Genomic DNA, 23,155 nt, shown 5'->3' with positions numbered 1-23,155 from the left:
GGCCGCTCCGGCCGTCGTACGAAAGGGAAGTTCTCATGAGCGTTGAGGTGTACTACGACGACGATGCCGACCTCGGCCTGATCCAGGCCAAGAAGGTCGCGGTGATCGGTTACGGCAGCCAGGGCCACGCCCACGCGCTGTCGCTGCGTGACTCCGGCGTCGACGTGGTGATCGGTCTGCCGGAGGGCTCGAAGAGCCGTCCCAAGGCTGAGGAGCAGGGCCTGCGGGTGGTCACGCCGGCGCAGGCCGCCGCCGAGGCCGATGTGATCATGGTGCTCGCACCGGACACCGCCCAGCGCGGGATCTACGCGGAGTCGATCGCCCCGCACCTCGCCCCGGGCAAGGCGATCTTCTTCGGCCACGGCTTCAACATCCGGTACGGCCTCATCAAGCCGCCGGCCGAGGTGGACGTGGCGATGGTCGCGCCCAAGGGCCCCGGCCACCTGGTCCGCCGGCAGTACAGCGACGGCAAGGGCGTGCCCTGCCTCGTCGCCGTCGAGCAGGACGCCAGCGGCAACGCGCTCGCGCTCGCCCTCGCGTACGCCAAGGGGATCGGCGGCACCCGGGCCGGCGCGATCAAGACCACCTTCACCGAGGAGACCGAGACCGACCTCTTCGGCGAGCAGGCGGTGCTCTGCGGCGGTGCCTCGGCGCTTGTGCAGACCGGGTTCGAGGTGCTCACCGAGGCCGGCTACGCCCCGGAGATCGCCTACTTCGAGTGCCTGCACGAGCTGAAGCTGATCGTCGACCTGATGTACGAGGGCGGCATCGCGAAGATGCGCTACAGCATCTCCGACACTGCCGAGTACGGCGACCTCTCCCGCGGTTCGCGCATCATCGACTCCCGCGTCAAGGACGAGATGCGCAAGATCCTGGGTGAGATCCAGTCCGGCGAGTTCGCCCGCGAGTGGGTCGCCGAGGACGAGGCCGGCCGGCCCAACTTCACCAAGTGGCAGGCCGAGGGTGCGGCGCACCCGATCGAAGAGACCGGCAAGAAGCTGCGCGGCATGATGAGCTGGGTCGACCGCCCGATCACCGAGACCGCCTGACCTGTTCGACAAAGAACGGTCCACCAGCGGCCGGCGATCCCGCGCTCTCCCCAGCGCGGGTCGCCGGCTGCTGCCGCGTCAGCGGCCTTCGATCGCCTCGGCCTCACCGACCGCCCAGGCGGCCTTCTCGTACCGGCCGAGGTCCTTGAGAATGCCGGCGAACGTGCGCAGCGCGACGACCAACCGACGCTGGTATCGAGCGGGGTCGTGCTCGGCCAGCCAGCGGTAGTGCCCGACCGCCTCCTCGGCCGCCGTCACGGCTGTCTCCGACTCGCCGAGCCCGGCATGGCACCTGGCGATCACGAACAGGAGAGTGCCGAGCGCGGGTCGGAACCGCAGTGGCTCGAAACGGCTCGCGAAGGTCAGATCCCCGCGGGCGCCCGTGCTCAATGCCAGCGCTTCGGCCCACCGACGATGGGCGGCGAGGGAGTCCACGAGCCCGGTCACCGCATCGAGTCGGGCGGGAAGATACTTCAGCCGTGTCCGGGCGGGAAGCCGCCGGAACAACTCGACCGCCTCCTCCCGAACAGCGAGCGCCTCGGCCGGCTCGCCCAGCACCGCCCGGCAGTGACCCAGCACGATGAGGGACCGGGCCAGCGCCGTCCGCTCACGGGCACCGAGCGGCGCGCACCGAAGCCAGGTCTTTCGGGCCTGCTCGGCAAGTGGCAGCGCGTCGTGGGGAGCGTCGGCGTGGAGCTGGCTGGCCATCATCAGCTGAGCTGCGGCCAGGACGACGAGGCCGTCCCGCTCGGTCGCGTTCTCGACGTACCCGATCGCCTCCCTGCCCTGTGCGAGCGCGGATTCGACGGTGCGGTCGTCGGGGACCGAACCCTGCGCGACGAGCGCCCGCGCGAGCCCCACCTCGTGCCGGCCCGGCCGCTCCTGAACCAGCCGCCGATAGAGCGCGACCGCCTCGTCCGCGGCTGCGGTGCGCCGGGACACGAAGCTGCGTCGGATTTTCACCTGTTGGGACCGGGTGACCAACACCTCGGCCAGCCGCGGACCGAACCGCGGGAGATCGATGCGGCTCAGCTGTCGGAGCAGCGTGACGCGTACGGCGAGCAACAACGGCGGATCCCTCCCGCAGGGGTGTGCCTCCGGTTGTAGTGGGCGCGAGCAACCGTGTCGGTCCGGTGAACGGCCGATGTCCGTCGCTCGACCGGGCGTGTGAGGGCACTCACCCCGAAGACCGGAACACGCCGACGAGCGGGGCCCCTACGATCGCCTGTAGGTGCAGCAGCCGGCACCTGACGGCCACGGCACGGATCAGCGCAGGGCGCAGTGCGGCGCCCGGCCGCCCGGGCCGATCGCAAACACGACCTCTACGAGGACCGATGAATCCTGTCGTACTGATCGCCGAAGAACTCGCCCCCGCCGCCATCGAGGTGCTCGCCCACGACTTCGACGTCCGTCACGTCGACGGCACCGACCGTCCGGCCCTGCTCTCGGCGCTCTCCGAGGCCGACGCCGTCATCGTGCGCAGCGCGACCCAGATCGACGCCGAAGCGGTCGCCGCCGCGCCGCGACTCAAGGTGGTCGCCCGGGCGGGTGTCGGGCTGGACAACGTCGAGGTGCCGGCCGCCACCGCGCGGGGCGTCATGGTCGTCAACGCGCCCACCTCCAACATCGTCTCCGCCGCCGAGCAGGCCGTCGCGCTGCTGCTCGCCGTCGCCCGCAACACCGCGAGCGCCAGTTCGGCGCTCAAGGCGGGGGAGTGGAAGCGGTCGAAGTACACAGGCGTCGAGGTGCAGGGCAAGACCGTCGGCGTGGTCGGGCTCGGTCGTATCGGGGTGCTCTTCGCACAGCGCATCGCCGCATTCGGCACCCGGCTGATCGCGTACGACCCGTACATCCAGCCGGCCCGCGCGGCGCAGCTCGGCGTTCGCCTGGTCGGCCTGGAGGAGCTGCTGCGGGAGAGCGACTTCATCTCCATCCACCTGCCGAAGACGCCGGAGACGGTGGGCCTGATCGGTGAGAAGGAGTTGGCGATCGTCAAGCCCGGCGTTCGCATCGTCAACGCCGCCCGCGGTGGGCTGGTCGACGAGCAGGCGCTCGCGGACGCGATCGCCGAGGGCCGGGTCGCCGGCGCCGGCGTCGACGTGTACAGCAAGGAGCCGTGCACCTCGTCGCCGCTGTTCGCCTTCGACAACGTGGTGGCCACCCCGCACCTGGGCGCCTCCACCCACGAGGCACAGGACAAGGCCGGTCTCGCCGTGGCCAAGAGCGTCAAGCTGGCGTTGCAGGGCGAGTTCGTTCCGGACGCGGTAAACGTGCAGGCCGGCGGTGTGGTCGCCGAGGACGTTCGGCCGCTGCTGCCGCTGGCGGAGAAGCTCGGCCGGGCGTTCACCGCGGTCGCCGGCGGGGTCGCCGCCAGCGTCACGGTCGAGGTCCGCGGTGAGATCGTCAGCCACGACGTGTCGGTGCTCAAGCTCGCCGCCACCAAGGGCCTGTTCAGCTCCGTGGTCGAGGAGCAGGTCACCTACGTCAACGCCCCGCACCTGGCCGCCGAGCGTGGCGTCGAGGTCACCCTGGCCACCCTGGCCGAGACGGCCGAGCAGCCGACCCTGGTCACGGTGCGCGGCGCGCTGCCGGACGGCCGGACGGTAAGCGTGTCCGGCACGGTCACCCACTCGGGCGCTCGGGACGTCCTGAAGCTGACCGAGGTGGACGGCTTCGACGTGGAGATCGGCGCGGAGGGCATCCTGCTCTTCCTGCGTTACGCCGACCGACCCGGTGTGGTCGGCACCGTCGGCACCCTGCTCGGCGAGTCGGGCATCAACATCGCCGCCATGCAGGTGGCTCGTCGGGAGGCGGGCGGCGAGACGCTGATGACGCTCACCGTCGACCAGGCGCTCGGCGCCGACCTGCTCACCTCGGCCGCCGAGTCGATCGGCGCCACGGCGGCCAGCGCCGCCGACCTGCGCGACGAGTAGTAGACGACAAGCACCGTGGGGGGCCTGGCGATTCGCCGGGCCCCCCGTCGTTTCCCGTCCGTGCCGCCGGTCGGGTCAGCCGGGCAGCCGCGCCGGGGGCGGGTAGACCGAGCCGTCCTGCGGGTCGAACAGCATCAACCCGTGCTCGCCGGCCAGCCGCTCGATGTCGAGCAGCACCTGGTCCGGGCAGGTCGGGTGCAGGTTCAGCTCGACGTGGTCGTGGGCCGCGTGCAGCGGCGCCACCGCCCACGGGCTGTTCGGGCCGGGGTGACGGTCCGGATAGGAGGCGGTGATCGCCCGGTAGAAGCTGACCACCCGCGGGTCGGGGTAGCGGTCCACGTGCCGCCCCTGCCGGCAACCGTCAACCGCTGTCCGCACGTCCTCGGGCGTCGCCCCGTCCTCCAGGGCCCACACGCTCAGATCGAAACTCACGGCGGATAGCGTGCCATCCGCCGTTCACCATGTCGAAACTGCCTCGCCGCCGGTCAACCATCGATTACCGCGGTCTCCGGTCACGATGGTCCGGTGTGGAGACTCTTGCGTCGAGTTGCGTCGATTCGCTAGCGTACGCACTGCGGTCACTGGCCGAGTTCGAGGCGCCGGCCCGTCTTCGGGTGGCGCGGTCGACGTCCGGCCCGACCGGTCCGCACCCCTCGGTTGTGCGAGCCACGCGCACTCGTCGCTGACCGGCCCTCACGGTCGTTGCCGAGACCGTGAGGGCCGATCGCGGGCCCGACCAGCTCAGCGACGGTGTGCGAAGAGCGCGCGATAGTCGGAGTTGCCCCGGAACCACGCCAGGCCGGTCGTGCCGGCGGCGTAGAGCGCGGTGGCGTAGGCGTCGGCGATCGTCAGGTCGGGGCCCACCACGGTGGCGGCGACGAGGTGGTCGGCCGGCTCACCGGTGTGCGGGTCCACCACGTGCCCCTGCCGCCCGGTCACCCCGGAGGTGCCGACCGCGCCGGCGGTCATCTCCAGCACCAGCGGCGCGCGCTCGGGTGCGGTCGGGTGGTGCACCGCGACCCGCCAGGGCCCACCGTGTGGCGCGCGGCCCCGGACGACGAGGTCGGCGCCGACGAGTACGGCGTAGTCGTGGATGCCGGCGGCGCGCAGCCGCTCGGCGGCGCGTTCCACCGCCCAACCGCCGAGCAGCCCGCCCGGGTCGAAGCCGCCGGGCACCGCCCACGCGTCGAACCACCCGTCGGTGGCCGCGCGCATCGCCGCGCAGCGGTCCACCAGATCGGCGAGCGGAGGGTACGATTCCGGGCTGATCTCGCCCCGACGCAGCCGGGAGACCAGGCTCTCCGGTCGGTTGGGACCGTAGGTGAGGTCGATGGCACGCAGCTCGGCGACGCTGTCCCGCAGCGCCTCGCCCACGCCCCGGCGGCCGAGCCACTCGGGGGCGTTGAGCAGCAGGGTGTACTCGGCGGTCGCGGTGCGTACGGTGTGCTGTACCGCGATCCGGCCCTCGGTGGCGGCGGCCGGGTCGATCCGGTGCCGGCGGCTGCCGAGTCGAAGGTCCGGCCGGCGGTTGCGGAACGCGGACGGGTCCGGCCAGCGGGTCCGTGGCTGCTCGTCGATGCGCATCGCATCTGCCCCCTCGCGCGTGGTGCCGCGTCACCGCGACTCCGTTGGTCAGCGGGCCCCCGCGACCCACTGAGCACTACGGTATGCAGCGGAGATGACCGCCCCATGAGTCCCAGCTGAGAGGGTGCTGTGCATTCCCAGCTCCCAAATGGTGGACACGCCGTACCGGGAGGCGGGACGGCGACGTACCGTTGCCCGAACGGAACCGTTGAGCAGAGGAGTGCGGTCGTGGCGCGGATCGCGGTGGTGGCCGGAGACGGCATCGGGCCCGAGGTGGTCGCGCAGGCCCGCAAGGTCCTCGACGCGGTGTTGCCAAACGTGCAGGCCACCGAATACGACCTCGGTGCCGCCCGCTGGCACCGTACCGGAGAGGTGCTGCCCGACTCGGTGCTGGCCGAGCTGGCCGGGCACGACGCGATCCTGCTCGGTGCGGTCGGTGACCCGACGGTTCCGCCGGGCGTGCTGGAGCGGGGGCTGCTGCTCAAGCTCCGCTTCGCCTTCGACCAGTACGTCAACCTGCGCCCGTCCCGGCTCTGGCCCGGGGTCGCCGGCCCGCTGGGCAACGTGAAGCCGGGCGAGGTCGACCTCGTGGTGGTGCGCGAGGGCACCGAGGGGCTCTACGCCGGCGCCGGTGGTTCCCTGCACCGCGACACCCCGGCCGAGGTCGCCACCGAGGAGAGCCTGAACACCCGGCACGGCGTGGAGCGGGTGATCCGCGACGCGTTCGCCCGCGCCGGCCGCCGGGAGCGGCGCAAGGTCACCCTCGTGCACAAGACCAACGTGCTCACCCACGCCGGCTCGCTCTGGGCCCGCACGTTCGACGCGGTCGCCGCCGAGCACCCGGACATCTCCACCGAGTACCAGCACGTCGACGCGGCGGCCATGTTCCTGGTCACCCAGCCACAGCGCTACGACGTGGTGGTCACCGACAACCTCTTCGGCGACATCCTCACCGACATCGCCGCAGCCGTCACCGGCGGCATCGGGCTGGCCGCCAGCGGCTGCATCAACCCCGAAGGGGCCTACCCCTCGATGTTCGAGCCGGTGCACGGCTCGGCCCCGGACATCGCCGGGCAGGGCATCGCCGACCCGGTCGCCGCGGTGCTCTCCGCCGCGTTGCTGCTGGAGCAGCTCGGGCACAGCGAGTCCGCCGCCCGGGTCAACGCGGCGGTCGCCGTCGAGCTGGCCAGCCGGGTCCCGGGTGTGACGCTGCGTACCGAAGAGGTCGGCGACCGGCTCGCCGCCCACGCCGTAGCCTGACCGTCCCGGCCCGAGGGGCGACCGGCCCGGCGTCGGTCTGCCCTGGGCAGTCTGCCCCGCTCGACCGGCGCTACGGTCTGAACGACCGTTCGGGGTAAGTTTCTGGCACAGCCATGTCGGTGTGCGGTCCCGCACGCCGTAGTTCCGCAGGGAGGTCAGCGCGATGAGCGGTGGTGACAAGCTCGACTTCGAGATCCGTCCGAATCCCGCGCCGGTATCCGCCGCCGACCGGGCCGCCCTGCTGGCCAACCCGGGTTTCGGCCGCGTCTTCACCGACCACATGGTCACCGTCCGTTACGCCGACGGCAAGGGCTGGTACGACGCCCGGGTGGAGGCCCGTGGCCCGATCCCGATGGACCCGGCCAGCGCGGTGCTGCACTACGCGCAGGAGATCTTCGAGGGGTTGAAGGCGTACCGGACGGCCGACGGCGGCGTGACGATGTTCCGGCCGGATGCCAACGCGGCCCGCTTCGGCGCCTCCGCGCAGCGGATGGCGATGCCGGTGCTGCCGCCGGAGGCGTTCGTCGACTCGCTGCACAAGCTCATCGAGATCGACCGGGAGTGGATCCCCACCGGCGAGGACGGCAGCCTCTACCTGCGGCCGTTCATGTTCGCCAGCGAGGTCTTCCTCGGCGTCCGTCCGGCCAACGAATACCTCTACCTGGTGATCGCCTCACCGGTCGGGGCGTACTTCACAGGTGGCGTGAAGCCGGTCACCGTCTGGGTCTCTCCGGACTACACCCGGGCCGCGCCCGGTGGCACCGGCGCGGCCAAGTGCGGGGGTAACTACGCCACGTCGTTGGCGGCCCAGGCGGAGGCCATCGAGGCCGGCTGTGACCAGGTCGTCTTCCTGGACGCGGTGGAGCGTCGGTTCGTCGACGAACTGGGCGGCATGAACGTCTTCTTCGTCTACGACGACGGCACGGTGGTCACCCCACCGTTGACCGGCACGATCCTGCCGGGCATCACCCGCGACGCCATCCTCACGCTGGCCGGCGCGGCCGGCCACCGGGTCGAGGAGCGGCCGGTCAGCTTCGCCGACTGGCAGGCCGACGCCGCCAGCGGTCACCTCCGGGAGGTGTTCGCCTGCGGCACCGCCGCGGTGATCACCCCGATCGGTGGGGTCCGCTTCCCGGACGGCGAGTTCCTGGTCGGTGGTGGCGAGCCCGGCCGGGTCACCATGGCCCTGCGTCAGCAGTTGGTCGACATCCAGCGTGGCAACGCGGCCGACCCGCACGGCTGGGTGCAGCGGGTCTTCTGACCTCCGTCGCGGTGCCGGCCCGTCCACCCGGACGGGCCGGCACAGTCGACCTACGCGCCGGTGGGCTACGCGTCGTTTGGCTTCGCCGTGGTGGGCTCGTCGAGCAGGTGGTCGCGGAGCGCCGCGAGCTGCTCGTCGGTCACCCCGGCGTGGCGCAGGTACGCATCGACCGAGCCGTGCCCCTCGCGTAGCTCGTTCAGGAAGATCTGCATCGCCTCGGCGGGTGAGCTCAGGAACGGCGCCGGCACGTCCACACCGCCCGGCGTGACGGAGGCCAGCCAGGCGCTGTACCGGGCCGACGCCGCACTGCTCAACGCGTAGTCCGCGGTGATGTCCGCGTCGTCGACGCCGAGCACGGCGAGGGTCAGCGCGCAGACGATGCCGGTGCGGTCCTTCCCGGCAACGCAGTGCACCACCACCGGGGCGTTGGCGGAGTCGGCGATCAGCCCGACCGCCTCCGCCAGCCCGGCGGTGCCGGTCTGGGCCAGGTCGGCGTACCGGTCCGCGAGGTACCGGGCCAGGCTCGCGCCCTCCTCGTGCGGGGTAGCCGCCCAGTCCTCGTGCTCCGGGTGGATGTGTCGGTAGGTCAGCCCCTGGTACGCCGGCACCCGGCCGTTCCGCTCCACCTCGGTGGGGCGGCGCAGGTCGATGACGGTACGGATCCCGATCGCGGCGAACGCGTCCCGGTCCTGCTCGGTGAGGCGGTGCAGCGAGTCGGAGCGGTAGAGGCGGCCCCGGCGTACGGACCGGTCGTCGTGGCCGAGGTAGCCACCGACGTCGCGGAAGTTGAAGGTGGCGGGGAGCGAGAGCGGGGGGTTGTCCTCGGTGGCGTCCACGTTCACACGGTAACGGCCGGTGGGGCAGTGCCCCCACCGGCCGTCGGGTCGAAAGGTCAGCGTGCGGTGCCGGGCGGGAGCGCTCCGTACGTCTCGTCGTAGTAGCCACCCAGCTGATCCCGGTAGCTCGGGTCGCTGTGGGTGGTCTCGTCGTACTCCGGGGCGGCCTTGATCTGGTCCCGGGTCCGGTCGACGGAGACGGTGCGCTGGTCGTGGTCGACCTGGTTGACGGTGCCGGCCGGCAGCATCACCTTCTTACCGAAGATCCATGGCCCGGTGTCCACGACCAGGTAGCTGCCGTCCACCTCGTGGCTGGCGCTGTCGATCTTGCCGATTCCACCGTCGGTGGCCTCGACCTTGTAGCCGACCAGGTCGGCGTCGGCCACGCCGGCCTGGTCGCGGTAGCGCCAGGGGTCGAACGAGCCGGCCGGCGCGCCGCCGGGCACCGAGCCCTGGTCGCCGCCGCGCAGCGGGTCCGGTCCGGCGTGGGTGGCGTGCGGATCGATCCTGTCCATGCCGTTCACTCCTGACTGTCACCGATCACCTCATGTCTCCGCAGGAGCTACCCGGCTGTCGGGGACCGGAAACGGCGAGAGGCTCAGGCCAGCGCGGCCTCGGCGTCCAGGGTGACCGCCGCGGCGTGCACCACGGCGGAGATCCGCAGGGCCTCGTGCAGCTGCTCCCGGGTGAAACCGCTGGCACGCAGCTTCTTGTCGTGCAACTCCAGGCACACCCCGCAGCCGGCGATGGCCGACACGGCGAAACACCAGAGCTCGAAGTCGCCCTTGTCCACCCCCGGCCGCGCGATGATCCGCATGCGCAGTCGGGCTGGCATCGCGGCGTACCGCTCGTCGCCGATGAGGTGCTTGGCCCGGTAGTAGATGTTGTTCATCGCCATGATCGCCGCGGCGCCCTTGGCCGCCTCGACACCCTCCGGCCCGAGGTGCCCGAGCGCGTCGGCCGCGATCTCCCGCAGCACCACCGGGTTACGGGCGGTCACCGCACAGGCCAAGGCGGTGCCCCAGGCCTGCGCCGGGGTCAACGCCGAGGTGCCGATGGTGGCGCCCAGGTTGAGCCTGATGTCCGCGGCGTACTCGGGCAGGGCCGCCTCGATCGCGTTCAGACCCATGGTCAGACCCCGGCGATCTCCGTCGGGCTGATGGACACGAAGTCCGTCGGCCCGACGAAGACCACACGCCACGTGCCCTCGTGGGACGTGTGGCTGATCGTCTTGGACGCGTTGGTGGCGCCCAGCGATACGCAGGCGAAGAGTCCGTGCTCAGGTAAGCGGTCACTGACGGTGAGCACAGGTCCTCCTTGCAGACGGCGCGGTGGCCATCATCGGATCCGTTCCCGATGCTTCCGCATGGTCGTTCCCGCCGGTGAGTGGCCTGCTGGGCTTGTGAAGCCGATCACGAGCAGCGGTTCGGGGTGAACGAACCCTCAGTCACCATCCCGCTATGTGGATTGCTCCTCCCATATTCGGGGGAGGGGTGGCAGAGTGACGTGCGTGACCAGCACCGTCCTGATTATTGCGACCTAGCGCGCCGGCCCTCCCCTCTGCCGAGCGCGCAGACCTCCCGCATCCGCGGGAGGTCTTTTTGTTGCTCCGAGAAAGGATCCTGATGACGTTCCAGGTCTTCGACACCACGTTGCGCGACGGCGCCCAGCGCGAGGGGCTCACCTACTCGGTGGTCGACAAGCTGGCCGTGGCCCGGCTGCTCGACGAGTTCGGCGTCGGCTTCATCGAGGGCGGCTGGCCGGGCGCGGTACCCAAGGACACCGAGTTCTTCCGCCGCGCCCGCACCGAGCTCGACCTGCGGCACGCCGTACTCGTCGCGTTCGGCGCCACCCGCAAGGCCGGTGTTCCGGTCGCGGACGACCCCCAGGTACGCGCCCTGCTGGACGCGCAGACCCCGGCGGTGGCCCTGGTCGCCAAGGCCCACACCCGGCACGTCGAGCGCGCGTTGCGCACCACCGGCGCGGAGAACCTCGCGATGATCCACGACACCGTCAGCCACCTCGTCCGCGAGGGCCGACGGGTCTTCGTCGACGGCGAACACTTCTTCGACGGCTACCGGCACGACCCCGCGTACAGCGCGGCGGTGGTGCAGACCGCGCTCGCCGCCGGCGCCGAGCGGATGGTGCTCTGCGACACCAACGGCGGCATGCTGCCGTCCCAGGTGACCGCCGTGATCCTCGACCTGACCGACAAGCTGGGGATCGACGGCGAGCTGCTCGGTATCCACGCCCAGAACGACACCGCCTGCGCGGTGGCCAACACGATCGCCGCCGTGGAGGCCGGAGTCCGCCACGTGCAGGGCACCGCCAACGGGTACGGCGAACGCCCAGGCAACGCCGACATCTTCGCCGTCGTCGCCAACCTCCAACTCAAGCTCGGCATGCCCGTCCTACCGGAGGGCTGCCTGGCGCAGATGGTGCGGGTCTCGCACGCCATCGCCGAGATCGCCAACATCGCCCCCGACACCCACCAGGCGTACGCCGGGGCCGCTGCCTTCGCCCACAAGGCGGGGTTGCACGCGAGCGCGATCAAGGTCGACCCGTTGCTCTACAACCACGTGGACCCGTCGGTGGTGGGCAACGACATGCGGATCCTGGTCACCGAGATGGCCGGTCGGGCCAGCGTCGAGCTCAAGAGTCGCGAGCTCGGCCTGGACCTGGCCGGCAGCCCGGACGCCCTGACCCGGGTCACCAAGCGGGTCAAGGAGCTGGAGGCGGGAGGCTGGTCCTTCGAGGCGGCCGACGCCTCCTTCGAGTTGCTGGTCCGCTCCGAGCTGCCGGAGGGCAGCCCGGCCCGACCGTTCAGCCTGGAGTCGTACCGGGTGATGGTCGAGCACCGCGAGGACGGCGCGGTGGTCTCCGAGGCGACCGTCAAGATCCGGGTTCGCGGTGAGCGGGTGATCGCCACCGCCGAGGGCAACGGCCCCGTCAACGCGCTCGACGAGGCGCTGCGGGTGGGGCTGGCGCGGCACTACCCGCAGCTGCGCGACTTCGATCTGGCCGACTACAAGGTGCGCATCCTGGAGGGCAGCCACGGCACCGGCGCGGTCACCCGGGTCCTGCTGGAAACCTCCGACAGCAGCGGCCGGGACTGGACCACGGTAGGCGTCCACCCCAACGTCGTAGAAGCCAGCTGGCACGCCCTGGTAGACGCCCTCACCTACGGCCTAGCCCCCACCCCCGTCTAACCCCCACCCCACCCCCGTCCACCCCCCGTCCGCGTCGATCATGGAGTTGTGGTGGTGTACGTACCGGGCTTCGGTGCCCAAAGCGCCCACCACAACTCCATGATCGACCCGGGGCGGCGGGCGGGGAGCGGGGGGCGGGGGCGGGGTTAGGGGAGGGGGAGGGTGAGGGTGGCTTGGACGGGGCGGTGGTCGGTGTTGGGGAGGTTCAGCACCTTTACCGAGCGGACCGCTATGCGGTGGTCGACCAGGACGTGGTCGATGGTGACCGGTGGGATGAGGTCACCGTCGTACGGACCCCAGGTGCCGGTCAAGCCCTGCCCGGCGGCGTCGGCGGCGTCGACGTAACCGGTGCGCAGCAGGGCCCGCAGCGGACCGTGGTCGAGGGTCGCGTTGAAGTCGCCGGCGAGGATCCGCAGGGCGCCATCCGGGGTGGCCGGTGGTTGGGCGGTCAGGTCGGCACGCCAGGCGCCCACCTGGTCCAGCGCGTACGGCGCCGAGGGGTGGGCCGACTCGACGCGGACCGGGGGCCCGCCGGGGACGGACACCGTCGCGTACGCCTGGGTGAAGCCCCAACCGTCGAGGTTGCGCCGGACGCCGACGTCGTTGATCGGCCACCGCGAGTAGAGCCCGGAGCCGGTGGTGCCCACCTCCGGGTTGAGCTGCCGGTGCGGCAGCAGTGGGGCGAGGCCGAGTTGATCCAGAGCGGCCTGCGCGTCCGGTGTGAACTCTTGCACGACGAGCACGTCCACCTCGTGTCGCCGGACCAGTTCCACAAGCGTCCGCGCGTCGGCGCCACCGGCGAGCAGGTTGGCGGTGAGCAGCCGCACGGTCGGCCCGGCCGCCGTCGGCTGCGACTCGGCCAGCGCCCGAGGTGCGACGGCGCCGAGCAACGCCACCGCCGCCAGGGCCGCGAGCGCCGCCGGCCACCAGCGCCGTAGGGCAAGCGTGAGGGCCAGGACCAGCACGCTGACGCCCGCGACGTACGGCGTGAAGGCGAGCGCCTGCACCAACGGCCCCCGGTCCAGGCCGAGTAGCCGGACGGCCGCCCACAGGGCGGTGGGTACGACGGCAAGCCAGCAGAGCACCGTGCCGAGCCGGACGTTTCGGTGCGCGGGTGGTGCGTCGACGATCACGGTGATGATCGTAGCCGGGCCGGGCGAGCCATTTCATGAATGGTGACGCACTCACATTTCACAATTATCTGACGGCTGATTGACAACCCGGAAAAGCGAGATCAACTATTGACTGGCGGCTTTTTCCGGTGCTACGTTCCATCTGGCTTAAACGACGCAACTCTGAGTAGTAACCCCAGCTCAGGCGGGATGTAGATTGCTGAGAAATCAATCTCTCGGGTGTGAGTGAGTCGACTTTCCCCGACCCAACTGTCGTCGTCTGCCTATTTGTTGGCAGTCATCCGTCCCGCCCCGCGGGTCGGCCGAATTCGCACGGTCACACAAGGGGGACCTGTCATGAGCACATCCTTCCGACGTAAGGTGGCAGCGGTCACGTTCGCTGTCCTGGCGCTCAGTCTCGCGGGCGGGGGCATCGCTATCGCCCAGCCGTCGGCGAAGGCGCCGCAGGCCGCCGCCAAGCCGGTGGACCGGGGCACGAGCAGCCAGCCGCCGGTCACCGCCGAGTCCGCACGCTCGGCGAAGGCCGCGCTGAAGGCCGGCGGGGTCACCACGATGGCCGCCGCCACCTGGTTCACAGTCGTCAACGCCAACGGCACCAAGGCGCGCGGCACCGGCACGGTGATCAAGTACGGCCCCGGCCAGTACGAGGTGCAGTTCGGCTACAACGTGTCGGCGGGCGCCTTCCTGGCCACCATCTCCCGACACGACGCCTGCTGCATCCCGCCGGCTGGTGAGATCGGGGTAGCCCCGCGACTGAGCACGCCCAACGCGGTCTACATCGAGACCCGCAACTCGGCGGGAGTGCCGACCGACCGGGGCTTCACCCTGCTCACCCACACGCCCTGACCGAATCGACGCCCGGCCCCCGCGCTCCTGTGCGCGGGGGCCGCGCGCTGCTCACTCGCGCCCACCGCTCGGCTTGCCGTCCGGCCCTGGCCCCGCCGTCCAGCCCGGCTGCATTGGGCGACTCGCCGCCGCGCTCGGGCCTGATCAACTCGACTTCCGGGAAGTCGCGGTGTCCCGGGTAGGCGGACACCCCGATTTCCGGAAAAACCGAGTCGATCGGCCGTTCCCCGGCACCTCGCGCCGATCGTCACCCTTCCGCGCGGCTCATCCCCATTCCGGTCACTTCGGGCCGGTCCGGGCCGCACAATCCCACGTTTGCCGAGCGTGTGCCAGGGAAGCAAGCACCGTGACGGACATCTCGGACACCCTGGCCAGCATGCCCAGCCCGGTCGATCCGGAGCCGACCGGCATCGAGCTGGAACAGACCCTCTTCGAGGTCAAACGCGTGATCGTCGGGCAGGATCGCCTCGTCGAACGCCTGCTCACCGCCCTGGTCGCCAACGGACACTGCCTCCTGGAGGGGGTACCCGGCGTGGCCAAGACACTGGCCGCGCAGACCCTCGCGACAGTGGTCGGCGGCACCTTCTCCCGGATCCAGTTCACCCCGGACCTGGTGCCCTCCGACATCGTCGGCACCCGGATCTACCGGGCGTCCAAGGAGACCTTCGACATCGAGTTGGGCCCGATCATGGCCAACCTGGTGCTGGCCGACGAGATCAACCGGGCTCCGGCCAAGGTCCAGTCGGCGCTGCTGGAGGCGATGGCCGAACGGCAGGTCTCGATCGGCGGGCGCAGCTGGCCGGTCCCGGAGCCGTTCCTGGTGCTGGCCACCCAGAACCCGATCGAGTCCGAGGGGGTCTACCAGCTCCCGGAGGCGCAGCGTGACCGGTTCCTGATGAAGGTGGTGGTCGACTACCCCAGCGACGCCGACGAGCTGGCCATCCTCTATCGGATGAGCACCGACCGGCCGACCCCGCGCCGGGTGCTCGACGCGCAACGGCTGCGGGACCTCCAGATTCACGCCGAGCGGGTCTTCGTGCACCACGCGTTGGCCGAGTACGTGGTGCGGCTGATCCTCGCCACCCGCGATCCGGGCCGGTTCGGGTTGCCGGAGATCGCACCGCTGTTGGCGTACGGGGCCAGCCCGCGGGCCACCCTGGGCCTGGTCGCGGCCGCCCGGGCACAGGCCCTGTTGCGGGGACGGGAGTACGTGCTGCCCGAGGACATCCGTGAGCTGGCCGTCGACGTCCTCGCCCACCGGCTGGTGCTCTCCTTCGACGCGGTGGCCGACGGGGTGTCGGCCGAGAGTGTGGTGCGACGGCTCGTCGAGGCGGTGCCGCCGCCCCGGCTGGCCACCGGACACCCGCAGCAGACACCGGATCTGGCGGCGGCATGAGACGCGCGAACGTCGCGTCGGCCAGCACTCCAGCCGACCCCGGCCTGGCCGAGCTGGCCCCGGACCAACGCCTGCGCCGCCTGGAGTTGACCGTCACGCGCCGACTGAACGGTCTGCTGCACGGCCAGTACCGCGGCCTGCTGCCCGGCCCGGGCAGCGAACCGTCCGGCAGCCGCGAGTACCGGCCGGGCGAGGACGAGGTCCGGCGGATGGACTGGGCGGTGACCGCCCGGACCGGCGTGCCGCACGTCCGGCAGGTCGACGCCGACCGGGAACTGACCACCTGGTTGCTCGTCGACGGCAGCGCCAGCATGGAGTTCGGCACCGCCGAGCTGGACAAACGGGAACTGGCGGTGGCCGCCGTAGCGGCTGTCGGTTTCCTGACCGCGGGCGTCGGCAACCGCCTCGGCGCCCAGGTGCTGCGCACCGACGGGGTACGCCGCTTCCCGGCTCGCAGCGGACGTACCCATCTGCTTGCTCTGCTGCGCGCCCTGCTCGCGGCCCCGCGTGCCACCGCGCCGGACCACCGGCCGGGGCGCGGGCCGACGGCCCGGCCGCCTGATCTGGCGGACGGGCTCGACGCGCTGCACCGGATCGCCAACCGGCGTGGGCTGGTCGTGGTGGTCTCCGACTTCCTCGACGGTCTGCCCGACGATCCCCGCCAGGCAGCGCCCTGGGAGCGGACCATGCGCCGGCTGGCCGTCCGGCACCAGGTGTTGGCGATCGAGGTGACCGACCCGCGTGAGCTGGAACTACCGGACGTCGGCCTGATCACGCTCGTCGACCCGGAGACCGGCCGGCACCGCGAGGTGTGCACATCGGACCGTGGGCTGCGCGAGCGGTACGCCGAGGCCGCCGCCGCCCAGCGCGAACAGGTCCACCAGGCGTTGCGCCGCAGTGGGGCCACCCACCTGCCGCTGCGCACCGACGGGGACTGGAGCGCGGACATCGTCCGGCACGTGCACGCCCAGCGTCGGCTGGCCGCCGCGCCGGCCGGCCAGCCCCGGGGAGGTGCCTCGTGATCTGGCAGTCGCCGCTGCGACTCTGGCTGTTGCTCGGCGTGCTCGCCCTTGTCGTCGCGTACCTGGTGCTACAGCGGCGACGCAGCCGGTACGCGGTGCGCTTCACCAACCTGCGGCTGCTGGACCGGGTGGCGCCGCAGCGGCCGGCCTGGCGTCGACACGTACCGGCCGGGCTCTTCCTGGCCATGCTGGCGCTGCTCGTGGTCGGCTTCGCCCGCCCGAGCGCCGAGGTCCGGGTGCCCCGGGAACGGGCCACGGTGATGGTGGCGGTGGACGTCTCCACGTCGATGCTCGCCACCGACGTCGAACCGGACCGGCTGGCCGCGGCCAAGGAGGCTGCCCGGCGCTTCGTCGAGGGCCTGCCCGACGAGTTCAACGTGGGTCTCGTCGCGTTCGCCGGCAGCGCCGCAGTGCTGGTGCCCCCGGGCACCGACCGGGACGCCCTCGACGAGGGGATCGGTCGGCTCGCCGAGGGGATCACCGGCGTGCAGGGCACCGCGATTGGTGAGGCCATCAACACCTCACTCGGCGCGGTCAAGAGCCTGGACAGCGAAGCCGCGAAGGAAACCCCACCGGCCCGGATCATCCTGCTCTCCGACGGCGCCAACACCTCCGGGATGGACCCCATGGAGGCGGCGGCGGAAGCGGTGAAGGCGGAGGTGCCGGTGCACTCGATCTCGTTCGGCACACCGTCCGGGTTCGTCGACCGAGGTGGCCGGCCCATCCAGGTGCCGGTGGACGGGCAGACCCTCAAGGCGGTCGCCGAGGAGACCGGCGGCATGTTCCACGAGGCCAGCACCACCGACGAGCTGCGCGCCGTCTACGACGACATCGGCAGCTCGGTCGGCTACCGCACCGAGCGGCAGGACGTCTCGGCCCGGTTCATCGGCCTCGGACTGGTGTTCGCGATGGGTGCCGCCGCCGGCTCGATGCGCTGGTTCTCCCGGCTGCCCTGACCGCCGCGCACAACCGACGTCGACCGTGAGGAGTACGGATGGCAGTGCAGACCGGACTGGGCGAACCGCGCGGTCCCTGGTTCATCTCGCCGGAACTAGACCCGGACGGGCGCGGGTGGTGGGACGCGCCCGAGCGCGACCCGGGCGAGCGGCGGCCCCGACGGCTGCTCGCCGCGCTGGCCGTGGTGGCGCTCTCCGCCGTCTCCGGCGCCATCGCCGGTGGCGTGGTGGCCGGCCGGGACGGGGCCGGGGGTCCGGCCGCGGCGTCCGCCGCCCCGGTGCCGGCCGAGTTGGTCACCGCGGCCGAGCGGACCGTACCCGGGGTGGTGTCGGTGCTGGCCGGCGGTTCGACCGGTGGGTCAGCGACCGGCTCCGGCTTCGCCGTGGACGACCAGCAGCACCTGATCACCAACGACCACATCCTCGCCAAGGGCGGTGGCGGGCCGGTGACCGTGGAACTGCCCGACGGCCGCCGGTTCGCCGCCGAGGTGGTCGGACGGGAGCCACGCAGCGACCTCGCGGTGCTGAAGGTGCCGGCGTCGGCCGGTCTCACCCCGCTGCCCCTGTCCAAGCCGGGCGCGACCCGGGTCGGTGAGCCGGTGCTCGCGGTGGGTTCGCCACTCGGTCTGGCGGGGACGGTCACCGCCGGCATCGTCAGCGCGCTGGACCGCGAGGTGCGGCTCGGCAACAACCGGCACAGCGCGGTGCAGACCGACGCGTCCATCAACCCCGGCAACTCCGGTGGACCACTCGTCAACGCGCGCGGGGAGGTGGTCGGGGTGAACACCGCCATCGCCACGATCGACGGGAGCGGATCGATCGGCATCGGCTTTGCCATACCGATCGACCAGGTGCAGCAGACCGCCGACACGATCATCGGCAAGGGCGGCTGAGCTGCCTGAACGCCCTCGTGGAGGGCTGCCACTGTCAGATATCCGGCCAGACGGCATCGGGCCATGGAAATATTACGCTCGGTATGGATACTGGCGGAGGTGGAGCGTCCTCTTCTTACGGTCCTCCTGCTGGTGGGCCTGGTCATCGGATGTGCAGTGGGGTCGGCGTACGCCCGGGCACGACGCGGGTGGAACGATTACCAGACCGTCAAGAAGTCGGTGCCAGGCGCCCGCCGAGGCGCCTGGTCGCTGATCCGTGGGGTCACCGTGAAGGCCGCGGTGATCGGGTTGCTGCTCTTCGGCGCGGTGGCGTACGCGGCGGTCGGCTCCGACGAGGAGACCGCCGGGCCGGCGCCCAGCCAGTCACCGACCCAGAGTGAGCCTCCGCACCGATAGCCCGAGGCGGGTCGTCGCGGGTTAGCCTCGGGGCGTGGACGACGGACTGCGGGTGACCGACCGGTGGGTCGTCCCCGCCGGAGAGCTGCGGGAGCGTTTCTCCCGTTCGTCGGGGCCGGGCGGGCAGGGTGTGAACACCGCGGACTCCCGCGTCGAGCTGAGCTACGACCTGGCCAATTCGCCGGCCGTGCCCGAGTGGCTGCGGTCGCGGGCGTTGGCTCGACTGGCCAACCGCCTCGTCGACGGGGTGCTGACGATCGCCGCCAGCGAGCACCGGGCCCAGTTGGCCAACCGGGAGGCGGCCCGGGCACGGATGACCGCCCTGCTGCGGGAGGCCGCCGCGCCACCACCTCCGACCCGCCGAGCGACCCGCCCGTCCCGCGGGGCCAAGGAACGCCGGCTGGCCGAGAAGAAGCGCCAGTCCCAGCGCAAACGCGACCGCCGCGCAGACGACGACTAGGCCCTAGGCGGGGACGGCGGCGAGCAGCCGGTCGCGCAGCACCGCGGCCCGGTCGGCGAACCCGCGCTGCGCCGCCGCGTACTCCGCCCGGCCGTCCGGAGTCTCCACCCGCACCGGCGGGTAGCCGAGTGCCGCCAGGTCGTACGGGCTGGCTCGCATGTCCAGCGTGCGGATGTCCCGGGCCAGGTCGAACGCGTCGGCCACCAGCTCCGAGGAGACCAACGGCGACAGCTTGTACGCCCACTTGTACAGATCCATGTTGGCGTGCAGGCAGCCCGGCTGCTCGTGCGCGTGCTGCGTCTCCCGGGTCGGGGTGAGCAGGTTCAACGGGCGGGCCGGCGGTGTGAAGAACCGGAACGCGTCGAAGTGGCTGCACCGCACGCCCCGCTCCTCGACGACCCCGGCGGTGCGCTCCGCGCTGAGCCGTAGCGGCCAGGCGTTGTGCCGCAACTCCTCCCGGGTCTGCCGGTAGACCATCGCCCACTCGTGCATCCCGAAGCAGCCGAAGTGCGGCGCCCGTCCACGCGTCGCCGTCAACAGGGAACGGATCCAGGCGATCGACTCGGCGCGCCGCGCGCGTACCCCATCGGTGTCGAGGGTGACCCCGGCGGTGCTGGCGCGGTAGTCGCGGCCGAAGTCGGCCGGATCGGCGTCGCGCAGCTCGACCCCGGGCCCGGGATGCCAGCGACGCAGCTGGGCCGGGCGGTGCGAGTAGTAGGTGAACAGGAAGTCGGCCACCGGATGCCGCTCACCGCGTCGCCGCCGGGCCAGGTGTGGCGTCAGCCAGACGTCCACCCGCTCCTCGTGGGCCCGCCGGCGGGCCTGCCACTGCGCCACGTCGAGCACGGCGGGGGCGAGGGCGGCGGTCACGCACCCCAGGGTACGACCGCCGCCCGAAACACCGGTCAGGGCATCTGCACCCGCACGCCGGCGGAGAACACCCCGCTGCGCAGCTCCAACTGCTGGGGCGGGTCCCGCCCGTCGACGGTGAAGACCAGCGGGAGCACCATCCGGGTACCCGCCGCCATCGGGTCGGCGAAGACGTCCCGACCCAGGTTCGCCGTCCGGGTGGCCGACTCGTCGGTGCTCACCCAACGCCCGCCGGGCAGGTACGCCCGCTGCAGCTCGCTGTGCCAGGGCTGGTGGTCACCGGTGACGTTGCGCACACCCACGGTGGCCTCGCAGCGTCGACCGTTGACCGGTGCGGCGCCACCGCCGGCGGCCTTCCCGGCGGTGCCGGGCGCGCCGCAGGTCATCCGGTACACGGTGAACTCGAACGCCGACTCGCGCAGCGGCACGCCCAGCGACCCGTTGACCCCGGTGCCCCTCCACGCGCCGCTGGTGGGCTGCTTCTGCGTGTCGATCGCCGAGACCTGCCGGGTCGCCGTCCAACCCGCGGTGCCGACCACGCCGGCCAGCACCACGACGGCGGCACCCACCAACATCCAGACCGGCGGGGTACGCCGACGGCGCACCGGGCTCGGGGCTGCCGGTCGCGGGTAGACCGTCCCGCGGTCACCCCCGGCGCCGCCGCCGGTGGACAGCGCGGCGGCCGTCACCCGACGCCCGCGCCGACGTCGCCACACCCACACCAGGGCGGCACTGATCAGCAGCAGGACCGCCAGTCCGGCGAGCAGCACCGGGTAGCGGCGCCACGGCGGTGCCTCGGTCACCTCGGCCGCCGGTGCGGCTGCCGCCTGCCAGGTGGCCGTGGCGCAGTCGTACGGCCGAGTGCCGTCACTGGTGAAGGCACAGGTCGGCGCGGTCAACGGCCGGCCCGGCGCGGTCGCGGCGAGCGCGGTGCCCAGCGTGGTCGTGCTGTGCGCGGGCAGCCGCAACCGCCAGGTCACCTCGGTGGTCGATCCGCCGGCCGGCGTGGACCGGCCACCACCGCTGATCGCTGTCGTCGACGAGCCGGGCGGCAGTTCCTGACGCACGGTGGTCTCCAGCGGCGAGTTGCTGACGTTGCGCACCTGGATCCGGTACCTCGGTGCCGGGCTGCTCTCCGTCGCGACCGCCACGGTGACCTGTTGCGGGGGCGCCGACGCCGGGGCCCGGGTGGGTGGCGCCAGTGCCGGTGGCGCCGACGGCGGGGTGGGCTCGGTCACCCGCGCGACCATCGCCACCGGTGACCGGCTGGCCATCGGTGCCGGTGTGGCGGCTGCTGGTGGTGGTGCGGCGGTCGTTGGTCGTGGCGTGGCCGCTGCTGGCCGTGGCGCGGCCGTCGCCTCCGGAGCCGCGGTCGGCAGGGCCGGCACGGCGGCGAGGATGCCGAGGCAGTGCACGAACACTGCGAGGGCTCTGTGGTGTCGTGTCGATGCAGGCATACGAACGAACCTCCGGAGCCGACGCTAGGGGCGAGCCGCCTCCGTGCGGGTACGAAGTCCGGAAGCCCGCCCCGGTCACCTCCAGCTCCGGTAGGGTGCCCGCGCGCTGACGGGTTGAGCACACCCAAGCGCCGGTCCTGGCCGGTTGGGGCGCCAGCGGGGCTAGATTGGCCGGGTGCGTATCGCTCGTTTCGCCCATGCCAAGGGAATGTCGTTCGGTGCCGTCGAAGGCGAACCGGAGGCCGGGCCGCAGGGCCTGACCATCGCCGAGATCGAGGGCCACCCGTTCGGCAAACTCTCCTTCAGTGGGGCCCGGTGGGCCCTTTCCGACGTTCGGCTACTCTCGCCGATCCTGCCCAGCAAGGTCGTCTGCGTCGGTCGTAACTACGCCGACCACGCCGCCGAGCTCGGCAACGACGTGCCCAAGGAGCCGCTGCTCTTCCTCAAGCCGTCCACCTCGGTGATCGGCCCCCGGGACGCCATCCGCCTGCCGATCTTCTCCAAGCAGGTCGAGCACGAGGCCGAGTTGGCGGTCGTGATCGGGGCGCCGGGTGCCCGTCGCGCCGACCGGGCCGCCGCCGAGCGTGCCATCTTCGGCTACACCTGCGCCAACGACGTCACCGCTCGGGACCTCCAACGTTCGGACGGGCAGTGGACCCGGGCCAAGGGCTTCGACTCGTTCTGCCCGATCGGCCCGTGGATCACCACCGGGCTGGACGTCTCCGACCTGGAGATCCGGTGCGAGGTGGGTCGCAACCCGGAGGAGATGGAGGTACGCCAACTCGGCCGGACGAAGGACATGGTCTTCGACGTGCCGGGCCTGGTGTCGTACATCTCGCACGTGATGACCCTGCTGCCCGGCGACGTCGTTCTCACCGGCACTCCGGCCGGGGTTAGCCCGCTCGTCGAGGGGGATACGGTCACCGTGCGGATCGACGGCATCGGCGAGCTCACCAACCCGGTGGTTCCCGTCGCCTGATCCGTCTGATGCCCCTGTTTCCGCAGCTCATGGGTGGTTCGGGGGGATCGGATTTGGCCTGTCGGCACCGGGAGGGTAAAGTTCACTCCCGGCGCCGCAAGGGGCCAATGGGGTATGGGGTAATTGGCAGCCCGACTGATTCTGGTTCAGTTAGTCTAGGTTCGAGTCCTGGTACCCCAGCGCTGCTGGAGTTCGCGAGAATTTCCAGACGCTGGATTCTGACGGAGTTCGACTCCGCCCCTCCGGGGGCGGAGAGTGGTCTTCGGTAGAGTGCAGCTCCTCCGCCGCTAAGGTGGGGGAGCAAAAGCTAGTTCTGGCCCCGTCGTCTAGTGGCCCAGGACGCCGCCCTCTCAAGGCGGTAGCGCCGGTTCGAATCCGGTCGGGGCTACATTGTGTACAGCCCGTCTCACCTGGTGAGGCGGGCTGTTTTGTGTCCTCTGCCGGGCCTGCGGGCAAGCCCGCACCCCGCGCTCGTGCCCGGGTACGGTGCCGCTAGACTACATTCGTACCGCCCGCGAGGGTGGTGAACGGAAAAGTTCTGGCCCCGTCGTCTAGTGGCCCAGGACGCCGCCCTCTCAAGGCGGTAGCGCCGGTTCGAATCCGGTCGGGGCTACA

23 protein-coding genes and 3 tRNA genes are annotated in these 23,155 nt (G+C 71.7%); 16 read left to right on the top strand and 10 right to left on the bottom strand.

Features of this window, described 5'->3' with window-relative positions; all coding sequences use genetic code 11:
• Positions 1-35: 35 nt before the first annotated feature.
• Positions 36-1,049: a ketol-acid reductoisomerase gene (ilvC, locus tag ACLQ3B_RS17625; RefSeq protein WP_238684655.1), complete on the top strand. Its 1,014-nt coding sequence runs from the start codon at positions 36-38 to the stop codon at positions 1,047-1,049.
• Positions 1,050-1,127: 78 nt separating this feature from the next.
• On the opposite strand, the gene ACLQ3B_RS17620 is transcribed toward ilvC, so the two are convergent.
• Positions 1,128-2,117 carry a hypothetical protein gene (locus ACLQ3B_RS17620; protein WP_425781818.1) on the bottom strand — a complete coding sequence of 330 codons (990 nt, stop codon included), beginning with the start codon at positions 2,115-2,117 and terminating at the stop codon, positions 1,128-1,130.
• A gap of 266 nt (positions 2,118-2,383) precedes the next feature.
• Between ACLQ3B_RS17620 and serA the strand changes: the two genes are divergently transcribed.
• Positions 2,384-3,982, top strand: a complete 1,599-nt coding sequence (gene serA / locus ACLQ3B_RS17615; protein WP_238661574.1) for a phosphoglycerate dehydrogenase — start codon at positions 2,384-2,386, stop codon at positions 3,980-3,982.
• 75 nt (positions 3,983-4,057) lie between these two features.
• Here serA and ACLQ3B_RS17610 read toward each other — a convergent pair whose 3' ends face one another.
• Positions 4,058-4,414, bottom strand: a complete 357-nt coding sequence (locus ACLQ3B_RS17610; protein WP_396679036.1) for a hypothetical protein — start codon at positions 4,412-4,414, stop codon at positions 4,058-4,060.
• Between the two features lie 309 nt (positions 4,415-4,723).
• Positions 4,724-5,566, bottom strand: a complete 843-nt coding sequence (locus ACLQ3B_RS17605) for an FAD:protein FMN transferase (RefSeq protein ID WP_425781817.1) — start codon at positions 5,564-5,566, stop codon at positions 4,724-4,726.
• Positions 5,567-5,794: 228 nt separating this feature from the next.
• Between ACLQ3B_RS17605 and ACLQ3B_RS17600 the strand changes: the two genes are divergently transcribed.
• On the top strand, positions 5,795-6,826 hold the full coding sequence (locus tag ACLQ3B_RS17600; protein WP_425781816.1) for a 3-isopropylmalate dehydrogenase: 1,032 nt from the start codon (positions 5,795-5,797) through the stop codon (positions 6,824-6,826).
• Between the two features lie 163 nt (positions 6,827-6,989).
• Positions 6,990-8,087 carry a branched-chain amino acid aminotransferase gene (locus tag ACLQ3B_RS17595; protein ID WP_425781815.1) on the top strand — a complete coding sequence of 366 codons (1,098 nt, stop codon included), beginning with the start codon at positions 6,990-6,992 and terminating at the stop codon, positions 8,085-8,087.
• Between the two features lie 65 nt (positions 8,088-8,152).
• On the opposite strand, the gene ACLQ3B_RS17590 is transcribed toward ACLQ3B_RS17595, so the two are convergent.
• From ACLQ3B_RS17590 to ACLQ3B_RS17575, 4 genes are all read right to left on the bottom strand, one after another.
• The gene (locus tag ACLQ3B_RS17590; protein WP_425781814.1) at positions 8,153-8,923 is read right to left on the bottom strand and encodes a tyrosine-protein phosphatase; all 771 of its coding nucleotides are present in this window, start codon (positions 8,921-8,923) and stop codon (positions 8,153-8,155) included.
• A gap of 56 nt (positions 8,924-8,979) precedes the next feature.
• A complete protein-coding gene (locus ACLQ3B_RS17585; protein WP_425781813.1) occupies positions 8,980-9,438 on the bottom strand; it encodes a PRC-barrel domain containing protein in 459 nt (152 codons plus the stop codon).
• An 83-nt stretch (positions 9,439-9,521) separates the two neighbouring features.
• Positions 9,522-10,052, bottom strand: coding sequence for a carboxymuconolactone decarboxylase family protein (locus tag ACLQ3B_RS17580; RefSeq protein WP_425781812.1), 531 nt, complete (start codon positions 10,050-10,052; stop codon positions 9,522-9,524).
• Between the two features lie 2 nt (positions 10,053-10,054).
• Positions 10,055-10,231, bottom strand: coding sequence for a hypothetical protein (locus ACLQ3B_RS17575; RefSeq protein ID WP_425781811.1), 177 nt, complete (start codon positions 10,229-10,231; stop codon positions 10,055-10,057).
• A gap of 317 nt (positions 10,232-10,548) precedes the next feature.
• Here ACLQ3B_RS17575 and cimA point away from each other — a divergent pair, with 317 nt between their 5' ends.
• Positions 10,549-12,132, top strand: coding sequence for a citramalate synthase (gene cimA / locus ACLQ3B_RS17570; protein ID WP_425781810.1), 1,584 nt, complete (start codon positions 10,549-10,551; stop codon positions 12,130-12,132).
• Positions 12,133-12,278: 146 nt separating this feature from the next.
• Here the strand turns inward: cimA and ACLQ3B_RS17565 are convergent, their stop codons facing one another.
• Positions 12,279-13,262, bottom strand: coding sequence for an endonuclease/exonuclease/phosphatase family protein (locus tag ACLQ3B_RS17565; RefSeq protein ID WP_425782136.1), 984 nt, complete (start codon positions 13,260-13,262; stop codon positions 12,279-12,281).
• A 339-nt stretch (positions 13,263-13,601) separates the two neighbouring features.
• On the opposite strand from ACLQ3B_RS17565, the gene ACLQ3B_RS17560 reads away from it, so the two are divergent.
• From ACLQ3B_RS17560 to arfB, 7 genes are all read left to right on the top strand, one after another.
• Positions 13,602-14,111 (top strand): hypothetical protein, encoded by a 510-nt coding sequence (locus ACLQ3B_RS17560; RefSeq protein WP_425781809.1) that lies wholly within the window; start codon positions 13,602-13,604, stop codon positions 14,109-14,111.
• 346 nt (positions 14,112-14,457) lie between these two features.
• A complete protein-coding gene (locus ACLQ3B_RS17555; RefSeq protein ID WP_357190710.1) occupies positions 14,458-15,507 on the top strand; it encodes an AAA family ATPase in 1,050 nt (349 codons plus the stop codon).
• Positions 15,504-16,529 (top strand): DUF58 domain-containing protein, encoded by a 1,026-nt coding sequence (locus ACLQ3B_RS17550; protein ID WP_425781808.1) that lies wholly within the window; start codon positions 15,504-15,506, stop codon positions 16,527-16,529. The genes ACLQ3B_RS17555 and ACLQ3B_RS17550 overlap by 4 nt, the downstream gene beginning before the upstream one ends.
• Positions 16,526-17,485 (top strand): VWA domain-containing protein, encoded by a 960-nt coding sequence (locus ACLQ3B_RS17545; RefSeq protein WP_425781807.1) that lies wholly within the window; start codon positions 16,526-16,528, stop codon positions 17,483-17,485. Before ACLQ3B_RS17550 ends, ACLQ3B_RS17545 begins: the two co-directional genes overlap by 4 nt.
• Before the next feature lie 38 nt (positions 17,486-17,523).
• Positions 17,524-18,378 (top strand): S1C family serine protease, encoded by an 855-nt coding sequence (locus ACLQ3B_RS17540; RefSeq protein ID WP_425781806.1) that lies wholly within the window; start codon positions 17,524-17,526, stop codon positions 18,376-18,378.
• 99 nt (positions 18,379-18,477) lie between these two features.
• On the top strand, positions 18,478-18,774 hold the full coding sequence (locus ACLQ3B_RS17535) for a hypothetical protein (RefSeq protein WP_425781805.1): 297 nt from the start codon (positions 18,478-18,480) through the stop codon (positions 18,772-18,774).
• 34 nt (positions 18,775-18,808) lie between these two features.
• Positions 18,809-19,234 carry an alternative ribosome rescue aminoacyl-tRNA hydrolase ArfB gene (gene arfB, locus ACLQ3B_RS17530; protein ID WP_425781804.1) on the top strand — a complete coding sequence of 142 codons (426 nt, stop codon included), beginning with the start codon at positions 18,809-18,811 and terminating at the stop codon, positions 19,232-19,234.
• 3 nt (positions 19,235-19,237) lie between these two features.
• On the opposite strand, the gene ACLQ3B_RS17525 is transcribed toward arfB, so the two are convergent.
• On the bottom strand, positions 19,238-20,104 hold the full coding sequence (locus ACLQ3B_RS17525) for a 3-methyladenine DNA glycosylase (RefSeq protein ID WP_425781803.1): 867 nt from the start codon (positions 20,102-20,104) through the stop codon (positions 19,238-19,240).
• Positions 20,105-20,139: 35 nt separating this feature from the next.
• Positions 20,140-21,561 carry a hypothetical protein gene (locus tag ACLQ3B_RS17520; RefSeq protein ID WP_425781802.1) on the bottom strand — a complete coding sequence of 474 codons (1,422 nt, stop codon included), beginning with the start codon at positions 21,559-21,561 and terminating at the stop codon, positions 20,140-20,142.
• Between the two features lie 175 nt (positions 21,562-21,736).
• On the opposite strand from ACLQ3B_RS17520, the gene ACLQ3B_RS17515 reads away from it, so the two are divergent.
• The 4 genes from ACLQ3B_RS17515 (at position 21,737) to ACLQ3B_RS17500 (ending at position 23,153) form a co-directional block, all read left to right on the top strand.
• The gene (locus ACLQ3B_RS17515) at positions 21,737-22,540 is read left to right on the top strand and encodes a fumarylacetoacetate hydrolase family protein (protein WP_282262034.1); all 804 of its coding nucleotides are present in this window, start codon (positions 21,737-21,739) and stop codon (positions 22,538-22,540) included.
• A 108-nt stretch (positions 22,541-22,648) separates the two neighbouring features.
• Positions 22,649-22,720, top strand: a tRNA-Gln gene (locus ACLQ3B_RS17510).
• Between the two features lie 135 nt (positions 22,721-22,855).
• Positions 22,856-22,928: transfer RNA gene (locus tag ACLQ3B_RS17505), tRNA-Glu, on the top strand.
• Positions 22,929-23,080: 152 nt separating this feature from the next.
• Positions 23,081-23,153, top strand: a tRNA-Glu gene (locus tag ACLQ3B_RS17500).
• The last annotated feature ends 2 nt before the right edge of the window (positions 23,154-23,155 follow it).

Origin of the sequence: Micromonospora sp. DT53 (assembly GCF_049841535.1) — a bacterium.
Lineage (GTDB): Bacteria > Actinomycetota > Actinomycetes > Mycobacteriales > Micromonosporaceae > Micromonospora.
Note: the sequence above shows the minus strand (reverse complement) of the source record. Positions and strands in the feature narration are given on the sequence as shown.